This window comes from Pelosinus fermentans DSM 17108, assembly GCF_000271485.2.
GTDB classification, from domain to species: Bacteria; Bacillota; Negativicutes; order DSM-13327; family DSM-13327; genus Pelosinus; species Pelosinus fermentans.
On record NZ_AKVN02000001.1, the window covers coordinates 4,413,636 to 4,428,219 of the forward strand.

Here is a 14,584-nt window from a genome sequence, read left to right on the forward strand (position 1 = left end):
TTTCTATAAAAAGATTGAGTCCTACTTTCAATGAAAGTAGGACTCAATCTTTTTGTAGATTCCCTACGCAAAATGTTGCATTTAGCATCGAATGATATTGTGAAAAAATGGATGCAACGTTAGCAAAAGTCTATCCGCATTTTTAGATTGACACAACGTGGCATTCTTCAAAAGGATAGGATGGCAAAAAGATTTTACGAACTTCATTTTGTTCATGAAATGAATCCCATGGAATCTTGCCTCCTTGGCTCCAATACATGGCAATTTTTTTAAGATTTTTTTCAGCTAAAAGCACTTGAGAAAATTTTTCTCCGGTATTCCCTGAAAAGAGATTTTTCATTTCGTGTTCTTCTTCTAGATTTCCTGCGAAAATTGGTACACAGGCTCTTTCTTTAGGATGTTTTAAGTATTCTTTTAAACCTTGAATCAGCTCTTCTCGATTATTTACGACCATAGCTACTCTAGACTCCATTGCTTCCCGTCCCACTTGAAGAGTATATGCAATGTCCTGTAAGAAAAGCTCTTCCCTACATTCTATAAACGCAAGCATTTGTTGGCAAGCCACTAGTAATCTTTCTTGGTTTTTAGCTGAAAGAACTACGACCTGCGGTGAAATTTGAGAGCGGACATGTATTGTTTCGTTTTGAGAAGGAATATATTCTTCCACAATCAAGTGTACATTCGAACCTCCAGCTCCAAATGAACTCACTGTGGCTCTCCTTGGAACTTCCCGTTCTTCTCCATCAATCCATACCATAGGCCGCTTCCACTCTGTAAGCTTTCGTTGTATATAAAATGGCGTTTTTTCAAAATGTATATTAGGATTTAAAGTTTCTGTTCCAATTGCAGGAACCAATTGCTGATGTTGTAATTGCAAAATTACTTTAGTCAATTGAGACACTCCTGAAGCAGCTTCTGCATGACCAATATTAGCTTTTATAGACCCAATTGCACAAAATTGTTGATCATTTGTAAATTTATGAAATGCTTTATCCAATGCCGAAATCTCGATAAGATCTCCAACGGGAAATCCATTTGCAGCCGCTTCAACATAACTAATTGTCCGGGGATCCATACCAGTTTTTTTAAAATTATCCTCAATCAACTGTATTTGAGCATTAATATTAGGAGTAGCCGCTCCATTAGTATGTCCTCCATGATTAGTTACTGACGATTTAATAACAGCTAGAATACGATCCCCATCTTTTATTGCCTGAGTAAGCGATTTTAATAGTACAGCACCAACCCCTTCCGCCGGCAGATATCCGTCTCCATCCCCAAAACTTCTGCTATGAATATGACTACCAATCATTTTGATTTTACTTAACCTCAAATATTTTTGGAGGTACAAAAGATTCACACCCCCAGCTATTGCAAGCCGGCATTCTCCCCTGATTAGACTTTCACAAGCCATATGAATCGCAATAGCAGAAGAAGAACTCATAGAATCAATAACCACACTAGGTCCCTGGAGATTAAAATACTGAGAAATTCGATTTGCAATAGAAGAACACATAAAGGTTGACAACTCGTTTATGCTACTTGATTTGCTATCATAATCCTGATACATCGAGCCGACATAAACTCCAACCCGGGTCTGGTACTGATGTTTTAAAGACTCCCGTGTATATCCTGCACTCTCAAATAAGTTCCAAACGGTTTCCATAAAAAGACGATCTTGAGGATTCATAAATTTTGCTTCTTCCGGTGAAATGGCAAAAAACAGCGAATCAAATCGGTCGGAATTTTCTAAAAAACCTCCCCATTTACAGTACGTTTTCCCTGACTTATTCTTATCCTCATCATAATAGGTATGATAATCCCACCTTTCTTTAGGAACCTCAGTGATACAATCTCTCCCAGCTTGTAAATTTGTCCAAAGTTCTCCGATATTCTTTGCTCCCGGATAACGTCCTGAAACACCAATGATGGCAATATCTCCGTTGTTCTTCTCTTCTTTTCCCCTGGATTCTTCTCTGCTGGCTATAAAACGTGGGCGACTGCAATTACTGCCCTCATGGGATTTTACAGACTCTATTATAGGTTCAAACTCTCTCAGTACAGTTGTCTCTTCTTCTCTAATGCCCAGCAAATCCAACAATTGCTTGCTATGGAATTCAAAAAAATAAGCTGTTAATTCTTTGATGTTCTGATACTCAAAAAACAAGGTTTTCGGCAGCGAACCAAATATTTCTTCTAAGTTACTGGTTATTTGCATGGCTATAATTGAATCTATCCCATATTCATCCATTGGATCCTCTGCGTCAATTTCTTTCATTGGTACTTTGATTGTAGAAGCAATTATTTTTCTAAAATAATCGCTAATCTTTTCTTGAAATAAATCTTCTTCGATAGTGAAACCTATTTTATATTCTTGTGTTACAGAAGGCGTTGCTTCCTTTGTAGGAGAAAATCCGGTGAAAAATTCTCTAAGGTGCTGACATTCTCCTTCCAGCACCATCACTTGTTCTGCACCAGAAGCTAAGCCGCGATACAAAGCCTGAATACCAGCAGCCGTCTCAAGAGGAAGTATCCCCATTTTTTGCAACATTCTTTTCGCGACCTCTTCATCAACATGCATTCCCCCTTCCTTCCACAGCGGCCAATTAACCGACAGTGTTCTGCCATATCGCTCTTTTAGCCCAACTAACTCATTACGATAGTTCGCATAGCTGTCCATGAAGGCATTCGCCACCGAATAATCACTCTGCCCTGCATTACCTAAGCTTCCTGCGATCGAAGAAAAGAAAATAAAGAAGTCAAGAGGTAACCCCTTGCTCGCTTCATCCAGATTTACAAGTCCGGAAACTTTTGGCGAAATAACTTTTTGCATTTCTTCCTTGCTTTTTTTGAAGATAAAATTATCTTGAATGATTCCAGCCCCATGAATAATACCGTCAAGATTTCCATACTCTTTTGAAATGCTTTGAACTAGATGGATTATCCCTTTCTTATCCGTAACATCGACCTGCTTATATTCAATTTTGCCTCCCTTTGCTTCCAACTCTTTTAGTGTTCCTCGTTTTTCTTCATTGAGTGGTGACCGTCCTGTCAAAATTATGGTCGTATCTTTTGCTTTACTTATAATTTCCCGCGTAAAAATACGTCCAAGTCCTCCAATACCCCCAGTAATTAAATACACTCCTTGATCCTTCCAGGGAATTGACGACTTTTCTTGCGAATCTTCTATTTCCTTCCACTCCATAACATACCGTTTCCCATTTTGATACCGAATCTGAAAATCCAGAGAATAGCTATTTTTCTCTACTTTTTTCACGACTTCGCCAGTCTCTTCTTCCCGGTCTACTTCGATAATTTGTCCCCTCAGTTTTGGATTCTCAAGCTGCGCCGTTTTTAGAAGTCCGGAAAGACCAGAGAAAAGCTGTCCTTCATTTTTCTTAACAACTACAATCTGAATTAGAATATTCTCTTTCCGTTTATTTTTCATCATAATTTGAATCTGCTCAAAAATTTGAATCGCATATGCCTGGAAACGTTCTTCTATCCCCTTCTCTTGGCATTGCAAAACAAGATGCTGAATTTCAGGCTGGCTTCCTTCAATGCTTTCCTGAATCTTTTGATCCGGCTCACACAATATTACCAAACGTTGTTCATATAGAGGAGGGATTGATGGTGTAGAAGCTTTCTCCTTCCAGCATGGATGAAATAGCAGAACACTTTTCTTTGCCGCAGTTTCAAATGCGCCTGCCTTTTCTTCTAATACCCTTGTCGAAAACCCCTTTATTTTTATACATATTTTCCCTGTTTCATTGCATAAGTCTATATCTATTTTTTTTATTTTATCTTTGTTCGCACTGCCAGTATGGTATCGAATCAGCGCCCACATAGCAGGAGTGCAGTGGTCTATGACTTCCACCTCTTGCAATGCAAACGGCAGCATTGTTTTAGTGCCTTCTCCCTGTTCCATCAATAGATAACTTGACGCCTGCAGGGCGGAATCCAACAAACTAGGGTGTACGATATATTGATCTCTTGTATGAGAAACAGTGGAAGGCAAAGATAACTTCGCTAATACTTGGTTTTCTCCAAGATAGACGGTATCAATTCCCCTATGGCCCGGACCGTATTCCATTCCCATTTCCTTAAAGGTCTCATAACATTGGCCGGATGAAAATAGGCTCCGGTTGCATCGGGTTTTCCATGCTTCAATATCTAAGTCTGGAGCTTCCGTACCAGAAATCAGTACAGCATTCCCTTTACTATACACTTCAGCTTCGTCATAAATTTCATAGGTAATTTCCCCAGTGGGTTCGGGATAAAGTCCAATATGTATCTTGGCTGCTTGTGTATCTACGAGGATAGGGCGCATCCACACCATATTGGTAAGCCGTACCCTTGTCTTTTCTTCGTTTCCTCCTCCGGCAGCCTGTTCCACTGCTGCCCGGGCCATTTCAATATAGGCGGCTCCAGGTAAAACTTTTTTTCCTTTCACTACATGGTCCTTCAAAAAAAATTCTTGTCCTGTAAAGGTTGAACTAAACCGTTGTTCGGATAAATCGGAAGTATTTCTCTGCACCAGCGGATGAATGGGCATAAAGGCTCCTGCACCTTCTACCCTACTATGATCGGTAGAGGTAACGTCAGGTATCCAATAACGACTCCTGGCAAAGGGATATGTCGGTAAACTGATCCGGTGCGGCTTGAAATCCCTATAGAAACGATTCCAATCTAAAGACACGCCTTTAACCCAAAGTTCAAGAACCTTATCGTATTTCTCCTTTTTAATCCACGTATCAAGCATTACTGCCGTATCTTCATCAGTCGCAAAAATAGATACCACTTCTTTATTACGTTTTCCCTGACCTCGATATAGCTCTGCAATATCAGCTCGCCCTTTTAAAAAATCTTTTAGTTTTCTTTCCAATTCATGAATTGATCCGGCAATCACAGCCAAGCGTTCTTCCATCGCTTCCCGCCCGACTTGGAGTGTATAAGCTATATCGGCTAAATTACCGTCAGAAAATGGCTCTTTCTCAATGGCATTCAATAATTGCTGCACTTGTTCTTTCAGTCTCTCTTCATTTTTTGCCGACAATACAATAATCATAGGAAACGAATAGGAAGTTGTATGTCGCGGCACCAATTCTTTAGCAGCATATTCTTCTATTACAACATGGGCGTTTGATCCACCCGCGCCAAAAGACGAAACACCCGCAATTCTTGGATATTCAATTTTTTCTCCATTGATTTCAACTATCGGACGCTTCCAATCCTCAAGTGTTTGCTGCACAACAAAGGGTGTATTTTTGAAATCAATGTTGGAATTTAGTCGCTTAGAGTGTAGGGAAGGCACCAGTTGGTGATATTTTAGTTGCAGTAAAACCTTCGTTATCCCTGAAATACCCGCAGCACTCTCACAATGACCGATGTTGGATTTTACTGAGCCAATAGCACAAAATTGTTTATCTTTAGTATTTTTCCGGAAAACTGTAGTCAGCCCCGCAATTTCAATTGGATCTCCCAAGAAAGTTCCCGTACCATGTGCTTCTAGATAGCTAATTGCCCTTGGGCTGATTCCCGCATCCTCAATCGCTTTTCCAATTACACCCGCTTGCGCATGAGGATTAGGAACTGTATATCCGTTAGTTTTTCCTCCATGATTAATTGCTGTTGCCTTAATTACTCCATAAATTTGATCTCCATCTGCAATCGCCTTTGCTAAAGGTTTAAGCAATACGGTGCCTACTCCTTCCCCAGGAACATAGCCGTCGCCTCCTTCTCCAAAACTTTCACACCGGCCTTTGCTTGATATAAAGTTGCCTTGCGCCAGAAACAAATATTTATTCGGATGTATGGATACATTAACCCCGCCTGCAATTGCAAGTTTGCACTCGCCCCGCTGCAGACTTTGGCAAGCCAAATGAATCGCAGTCAACGAAGAAGAACACATAGTATCAACAGCCATACTGGGTCCATTAAAATTGCAAAAATAAGACACCCGATTCGCTATGGATGACGGACTTCCCCATAAAGCAACTGGTCTTCCCTGGATAGTTTCTTGCGCTCCGTAAAGCGGATACTCCTCATACATCACCCCTGCATAAACGCCCACATTACCGCCAAAGTCTGTAGTAAGAGTATTTCGTGTATAACCGGCATCCTCTAACGTTTCGAAAACACATTCTAAAAACAAACGTTCTTGAGGATCTATAAATTCTGCTTCACGCGGAGAAATATTGAAAAATAAAGGATCAAATTGATCTACTCCTTCTAAAAATCCACCCCATTTACTGTATGTTTTTCCAGACTTAGTTTTGTCGTTAGTATAATACAAGCTATGATCCCATCTATCTCCAGGAATTTCAGTAATACAATCCTTACCATTACGTAAAATCTCCCAGAAATCATGAAGGTTTTTTGCTCCGGGATAACGGCCCGCTACCCCGATAACAGCTATATCTAATGTTCCTATCGATTTTTCTTTCTGTGAGTTACTATGAACAGATATAAAGCGTGAATGTCTTTGCCGAATTTCTCCTGGTTTTGATTCAAATATCGGTTCCACTTCTTCCAAATCCTTAGAAGTTGCCGTATTTTCTCCGTAGCCTATTATTTTGACTAGTTGCTTGTAGTATGTTTCCAAAAAATATTCACTCAATTCCCGGATTGTTTGATATTCAAAAAACAAAGTCTTTGGCAATAAACCAAAATCTTTTTCTAAACGATCCGTTAATTGTAATACTAAGATTGAATGAATCCCATATTTTTCAAACGGTACATTCTCTTCCATTTGATACATTGACAGCTTAAGGACAGAGGAAAGTATCATTTTAATATATCTTATTGTTTTTTCCCTTAACACATTAGAGCTTATTCCCGCGATTTCTTCACTTTTTTCAAGAAAATTTAAACCCTCTATAGAAACTTTTACTGGCTGCCCTATGTTTTCAAAATGCAGGTGCTGACACTCGCCTTCCAGCACCATCACTTGTTCTGCACCAGAAGCTAAGCCGCGATACAAAGCCTGAATACCAGCAGCCGTCTCAAGAGGAAGTATCCCCATTTTTTGCAACATTCTTTTCGCGACCTCTTCATCAACATGCATTCCCCCTTCCTTCCACAGCGGCCAATTAACCGACAGTGTTCTGCCATATCGCTCTTTTAGCCCAACTAACTCATTACGATAGTTCGCATAGCTGTCCATGAAGGCATTCGCCACCGAATAATCACTCTGCCCTGCATTACCTAAGCTTCCTGCGATCGAAGAAAAGAAAATAAAGAAGTCAAGAGGTAACCCCTTGCTCGCTTCATCCAGATTTACAAGTCCGGAAACTTTTGGCGAAATAACTTTTTGCATTTCTTCCTTGCTTTTTTTGAAGATAAAATTATCTTGAATGATTCCAGCCCCATGAATAATACCGTCAAGATTTCCATACTCTTTTGAAATGCTTTGAACTAGATGGATTATCCCTTTCTTATCCGTAACATCGACCTGCTTATATTCAATTTTGCCTCCCTTTGCTTCCAACTCTTTTAGTGTTCCTCGTTTTTCTTCATTGAGTGGTGACCGTCCTGTCAAAATTATGGTCGTATCTTTTGCTTTACTTATAATTTCCCGCGTAAAAATACGTCCAAGTCCTCCAATACCCCCAGTAATTAAATACACTCCTTGATCCTTCCAGGGAATTGACGACTTTTCTTGCGAATCTTCTATTTCCTTCCACTCCATAACATACCGTTTCCCATTTTGATACCGAATCTGAAAATCCAGAGAATAGCTATTTTTCTCTACTTTTTTCACGACTTCGCCAGTCTCTTCTTCCCGGTCTACTTCGATAATTTGTCCCCTCAGTTTTGGATTCTCAAGCTGCGCCGTTTTTAGAAGTCCGGAAAGACCAAAGAAAAGCTGTCCTTCATTTTTCTTAACAACTACAATCTGAATTAGAATATTCTCTTTCCGTTTATTTTTCATCATAATTTGAATCTGCTCAAAAATTTGAATCGCATATGCCTGGAAACGTTCTTCTATCCCCTTCTCTTGGCATTGCAAAACAAGATGCTGAATTTCAGGCTGGCTTCCTTCAATGCTTTCCTGAATCTTTTGATCCGGCTCACACAATATTACCAAACGTTGTTCATATAGAGGGGGGATTGATGGTGTAGAAGCTTTCTCCTTCCAACATGGATGAAATAGCAGAACACTTTTCTTTGCCGCAGTTTCAAATGCGCCTGCCTTTTCTTCTAATACCCTTGTCGAAAACCCCTTTATTTTTATACATATTTTCCCTGTTTCATTGCATAAGTCTATATCTATTTTTTTTATTTTATCTTTGTTCGCACTGCCAGTATGGTATCGAATCAGCGCCCACATAGCAGGAGTGCAGTGGTCTATGACTTCCACCTCTTGCAATGCAAACGGCAGCATTGTTTTAGTGCCTTCTCCCTGTTCCATCAATAGATAACTTGACGCCTGCAGGGCGGAATCCAACAAACTAGGGTGTACGATATATTGATCTCTTGTATGAGAAACAGTGGAAGGCAAAGATAACTTCGCTAATACTTGGTTTTCTCCAAGATAGACGGTATCAATTCCCCTATGGCCCGGACCGTATTCCATTCCCATTTCCTTAAAGGTCTCATAACATTGGCCGGATGAAAATAGGCTCCGGTTGCATCGGGTTTTCCATGCTTCAATATCTAAGTCTGGAGCTTCCGTACCAGAAATCAGTACAGCATTCCCTTTACTATACACTTCAGCTTCGTCATAAATTTCATAGGTAATTTCCCCAGTGGGTTCGGGATAAAGTCCAATATGTATCTTGGCTGCTTGTGTATCTACGAGGATAGGGCGCATCCACACCATATTGGTAAGCCGTACCCTTGTCTTTTCTTCGTTTCCTCCTCCGGCAGCCTGTTCCACTGCTGCCCGGGCCATTTCAATATAGGCGGCTCCAGGTAAAACTTTTTTTCCTTTCACTACATGGTCCTTCAAAAAAAATTCTTGTCCTGTAAAGGTTGAACTAAACCGTTGTTCGGATAAATCGGAAGTATTTCTCTGCACCAGCGGATGAATGGGTATAAAGGCTCCTGCACCTTCTACCCTACTATGATCGGTAGAGGTAACGTCAGGTATCCAATAATGTTCCCGGGCAAAGGGATATGTCGGCAATGGAACACGTCGACTCCTATCAAACAAGTTAGCCCAATTTAGAGTATATCCGCTAATGTACAATTCTGACAGAACCGATAATTTTTCTTTATATGTCTCTGCATTTATGCTCCTATCTTCCCGCAGTTCTGCCAACAGCTGCTCTCCATAATCTTTTAGCCCTTTTACTTCCTCTCGAAAACTAAATTCTGCTAAGCCGCTTTTAGCAACTGCTATGAGTTGTTGTTGCAATTCATAGAGATCTTCCGCAATAAATATACACCTAGCTGAGAAATGACTGCGCCCAGCCAATAGCGTATAAGAAATTTCGTCAGCCCGCTCATTTTGTACTTTTTCTTCAAACCAGTGAATCATATCTGCAATTTTACGTTCTAACGCATCTTTTGTTTTTGCTGAGAATGGAAATAAATAACAAGGCTTCGCATTACCGGATGTACGTTTTCTTATTGGCGCTTCCTCAATAATCGCGTGACAATTCGTTCCACTAAAACCAAATGCACTAACTCCCGCCCGCAAAGGACCTCCATCCCTGCTTTTCCATTCCCTAAGCTCCCGGTTTATAAAAAACGGACTTTTATTTAGATCGATATGCTCGTTTACTTCTGTTATATTAATTTGTGGAGGAAGTTTCCTATATTTCATTGCCATCAGAACTTTGAGGACACCAGCGATTCCAGCTGACATGATTGCATGTCCGAAATTTGGCTTATGAGACCCAATGGCACAAAATTGACTTTTATTTGTAAACATTTGAAAGGCTTCCGTCAATGCTTTCACTTCAATTGGATCGCCCAATTTAGTGCCTGTTCCATGTGTTTCTATAAAACTTACTGTTTCAGGATGTATTGCTGCATTTTTATATGCATCATATAGTAAAGCTTTTTGGGAAAGCATACTTGGCGCAGTAATCCCCTTTGTCTTTCCATCCTGGTTGATTGAGGAACCTTTTATCACTCCGTAAATGTAATCTCCATCCGCAACAGCTTGTTCTAGTTTTTTCATTAGCAAAACCCCAACACCTTCGCCTAATGCAATGCCGTTTGCACGATTGTCAAAGGTTTTACATTGTCCATCAGGTGACAACATTTCTGTTTTTGATGCCATTACATAAAATTCCGGAGAACTTAAAACAAACACTCCACCCGCTAAAGCCATTTCCGACCGCCCGCTATGAATACTTTCACAAGCTAGATGGATGGCCACCAACGAAGAAGAACATGCAGTATCTATTGCTATATTAGGTCCTTTTAAATTTAAGAAATAGGAAATCCGCGCAGCTAAAATTGACATATCATTTCCTAAAAAAGTTTGCGAATTACGCTCCTGTGTTAATAATGTTTTTTCTTTGTAATCCGAGGTTCGCCCTCCAACAAAGACCCCCACTTTTCTCCCCGACAATTCTTCAGCAGAATATCCTGCATCTTCAAACACCCTATATGCTTCTTGTAACAACAACCGTTGCTGGGGATCCATCCGTTCTGCTTCAAGCGGTGAAATATTAAAAAATAAAGCATCAAATTCTTCTATATTGTTTAGTAATCCCCCCCATTTACTAACGGCTCGATCCACTTGTCCGGGGTCAGGGCTATAATATTTGCTTTCATCCCAGCCTTTGCGATTAATCTCCTCTATGCAATTATCTCCAGCTTGCAAATGATTCCAAAATTCTTCAACATTTTCCGCTCCAGCAAACCTGCCGGAAATTCCAATTATCGCTATATCAGAACCACGCTCACCTACAGAAATACTACTTTCTTTTTTTTCAGGAACCGCTTTTGGGTCATGAGAAACTTGATATTGTTCCGGTTCAATAACCCTCAACTTGTCCACCGTCGGAAAGTCTTCCAGCAGGCATTCAGCATTCTCCATACAGTTTAAGTTATTTTCCCTAAAGCCTTCTTCCGTATCTCCAACCATGCTGATTCGCTTGTCGCAGTGACCTATCCGAAATTGGTCAAAAATGTATCCTGCTAACTCGTTTATATTCGTATAATCAAACACTGCGTCAATCCCTAATTTTTGACCTAATTTTTGATTAATTGACTCTACTAACTCTACAGACTGAATTGAATTAATGCCTATTTCCAAAAAGCTTTTCTCTGCATCAAGAAAATCATTTGAACATTTCAGTAAATCCATAAGGATCTCTTTTATCCCCATTTTTATATTATCAACATTAATATCCATTCCTCCGCCTCCTATGATAATTTCTCACCAACAGCCATATATAGCTGCCGCAGAATAGCGTGTTTTTTACTCTTAAACATGTTTCTCCAACCAACAGAAATATTAGCTAAAACCTTACTAGACAAAAAGCCATCACATACCAGTTTTGCCGGAATGCTCATTCCTTCCGATTTTAAAAATATTTCCTCCCCCACTATTTCGCTATGGGCGCTGATGACTTCAAAATCCACTTTTGAAAATCCGCCTTCCTTTAATATGCCAGGCAGTTCCCTGCCTATGCGGGGATTGCCCCCCTCAGCAAAACGGGATTGGCAATAAGCATCATAAAGTTCGCTTAACTCTGGCACATGCGGATGCGTCATGATATGCATATTAAAATCATTGTCAACAAATACAGCTCTGCCTCCAGGTTTCAATATTCTGTATACTTCACGAACAGCATTAACTGGATCAGGTAAATGTTCCAAAACCAAACGGATAATTGCAAAATCAAACATATTTTCAGCTAAACCCGTATCCATAATGGATTTTTCTAGTACTTCATACCGATTCTTGTTCTTTTTGGATAAATATTTTTGGGCATATTCAACCAAAAATGGGTCAATTTCTACAGCGGTAATATATGCTTCAGGCAATTTATCCAAAACCTTTTCAGTAATAAATCCGGGACCTGAACCAAGCTCTACAATGCGTATTCCATCCCTTAGGCCGTATTCAATATAATGCTTCAATTCTTTGTCCCAGAATAAGTCCACCTGCGCTTTCAAACGCTTTATTTCTGTTTCTACATGACTTGTAATGGTCTTGATTTGATAAGATCCCTGTTGATCCATTCTTTTTCCCTCTCTCTACATTCGGGTATTTCTTTACCCAAAAAACTGACTATCTGATCCGCGACTATCTTCCAATTAGGATCTAACATCATGTCATGGCTCATATTGGAAAAAACAACAGGCGTTGTGCTATATGCACAGCCAATAGAAATAGCTCTTTTTTCCGAAAAAACACCATCTGTTTTTGAACCAATCACTAAAGTAGGAATCGAAGCAGTTATTGACTTAGGAACAATTCTGCCGCGTAACTCCTTACGGGCTTTAGTTGATTCTTCTTGCAAACATTTCATAAACTCCTCTTTTTCTTCATCTGGTAATTGATTAGAAAAAAACAATTTTGCCAAAAAGTTTGTATTGCTGTTGCGATCAAACATCCTCTTTAGTGTCATCTGCAATGACTCTTTTAGCATCCCCTTAGGCGGAACAGATGCCATTAAAACCGCTGCTCTTATTTTTTCTGGATGCAAATACAAGATTTTCTGAACTAACGCCCCTCCCATCGAATGCCCTATCAAAACTGGCTTTCTTTTAAAAAGCAACATGGTTTCCAGTATATCCTCAACATAATCGGTTAATGAACTGGTATGAAGCTGTTCAGAGCCTTGGCTTTTACCATGTCCCCGGAGACTAAGAGCATAAGAAGAAAATCCTCTTGAAGAAAAATAAGGAAGGAAATATTTCTCCCAGCACCAAGCCCCATGATAGGCTCCATGTATGAACAGCAGTGGTGGTATTTTATCGTTTATCTCTTTCGCTAAGCATTCTAAAACTTCTAATTTCATGCCATACTCACATCCTTCGAATATGAAATAAAAAATTCTTCTCAAATTTCATTCTAATTCTAAGCAATTTCCTTCAACTAACCAATTTCGCATTTCATTAACAGCAATTTTGCCGCTGCTAGTTTTCAAAAACGAATGTACAATAAATATTTTTTTAGGAAGCTTAAATTTTGAAATTTTCTTAGATAACCTTGTCAGCAATTCTTTGCGGGAAAGATTTTTCCCCTCATTCCAGCTAACAGCCACACAAACTATATGCCCCCAATATGAATCAGGCAATCCAAAAACACAACATTCACTGATTTCCGACAAACTGTATAAAGCGGATTCAACTTCGACAGGATAAATATTTAACCCCCCTGAAATAATAACTTGATTGCGGCGGGAAATAATATAAATATAACCTTGGCTGTCCCTGTAACCTTGATCTTCTACTGTTGCCCATCCATTTTTCAAATGAAAACCAACACCATCTCCCCCCGAATAATAACAATGAATAACAAACTTACTTCTAACCCATAAAGTCCCTATTTCTCCAACACCAACAGGACGGTCATTATCATCTCTAAATTCCACTTCAACACCATAAAAAGGTCTTCCAACCGAATCAGCAGGCTGTGGGGAAAAAACATCGTGCACAGTCACAAAGCCTAATTCTGAGGCACCATAATACTCATATAATTTTGCATTAGGAAATATAACACGAATCTCATGTAACATGGATGATTCCAGTTTTGATCCCGATGTAATAATTTTTTTTACCGCTGAAAAACTCTCTTTATTCAGAAGAGTTTTTGTTATTTTTTTTAACATCGTCGGTACAAGAATAAGGGTTGAAATATTCTCGTTTCTCAAAAAATAAACCATAGCCGGCATTTCAAAATTATCCAATAAAAAAATACTAGCTCCCAGTTTTAGGCCTTCCAATACGCTATATAATGTTAAACCATGACATAAAGCCCCCGGTGCCAAAATATGTTCTGCAGCACTGATCTTAAACTCTTGACTGCTGGCAATAAAACTTTCCAACCAAGTTTGATGCGTCCTCATAAATGCCTTTGGAAAAGAAGTAGTACCTGAAGTAAAGCCAATAAATAAATCTGGATTATCAATTACAGAGTGTATTAAATCTAAGTCTACTTCCTCACAATATAATTGCTTGCAATTATTGGTTAGATCAATTTTGATGCTATTTTTCAAAATAATATCTTCTAAGTCTTTTGGATCATCCACAACTAAGACATCTATTTGATACCACTCAACAATATCTTCTATTTGTTTACGAGGCCACTTTTTATCCAAAATTACTGCTGTACAGCCGGCAATAGAAGCAGCAAGAAAAAGTTCTACAAACTCACACCTATTATTTAATAACAACCCTAGTAATAAAGGCCTATTATCGCTTCTTCTTCTTTTTTTTGATAGGTTGGCCAGCTTTGTTGCAATCAGTAAGGCGTTTTTTACTAATTGACCAAACGTTCTTTTATTCGCCTTACTAGTTAGCGCGATCTTATCGGGATGACAGTCAGCATACATGATAATGTCATCTGTAATTCGCATACCGAAATCTCCTCGCTTATATTTTGTTATAACAGCTTGCTTTCACTACATATCTGCACATATGTTTCGCAAATGACACAGATATTTTTATC

Annotated in this window: 4 protein-coding genes; all 4 read right to left on the reverse strand. The window is 39.3% G+C overall.

Features of this window, described 5'->3' with window-relative positions; genetic code table 11:
• Positions 1-142: 142 nt before the first annotated feature.
• The 4 genes from FR7_RS20350 to FR7_RS20365 are packed head-to-tail and all read right to left on the reverse strand — an operon-like array spanning position 143 to position 14,492.
• A complete protein-coding gene (locus tag FR7_RS20350; RefSeq protein WP_064448916.1) occupies positions 143-11,317 on the reverse strand; it encodes an SDR family NAD(P)-dependent oxidoreductase in 11,175 nt (3,724 codons plus the stop codon).
• 11 nt (positions 11,318-11,328) lie between these two features.
• Positions 11,329-12,150 (reverse strand): class I SAM-dependent methyltransferase, encoded by an 822-nt coding sequence (locus tag FR7_RS20355; RefSeq protein WP_007932545.1) that lies wholly within the window; start codon positions 12,148-12,150, stop codon positions 11,329-11,331.
• A complete protein-coding gene (locus FR7_RS20360) occupies positions 12,102-12,932 on the reverse strand; it encodes an alpha/beta hydrolase (RefSeq protein WP_007932546.1) in 831 nt (276 codons plus the stop codon). The genes FR7_RS20355 and FR7_RS20360 overlap by 49 nt, the downstream gene beginning before the upstream one ends.
• A gap of 48 nt (positions 12,933-12,980) precedes the next feature.
• Positions 12,981-14,492 carry an AMP-binding protein gene (locus FR7_RS20365; RefSeq protein WP_007943052.1) on the reverse strand — a complete coding sequence of 504 codons (1,512 nt, stop codon included), beginning with the start codon at positions 14,490-14,492 and terminating at the stop codon, positions 12,981-12,983.
• Positions 14,493-14,584: the final 92 nt, after the last annotated feature.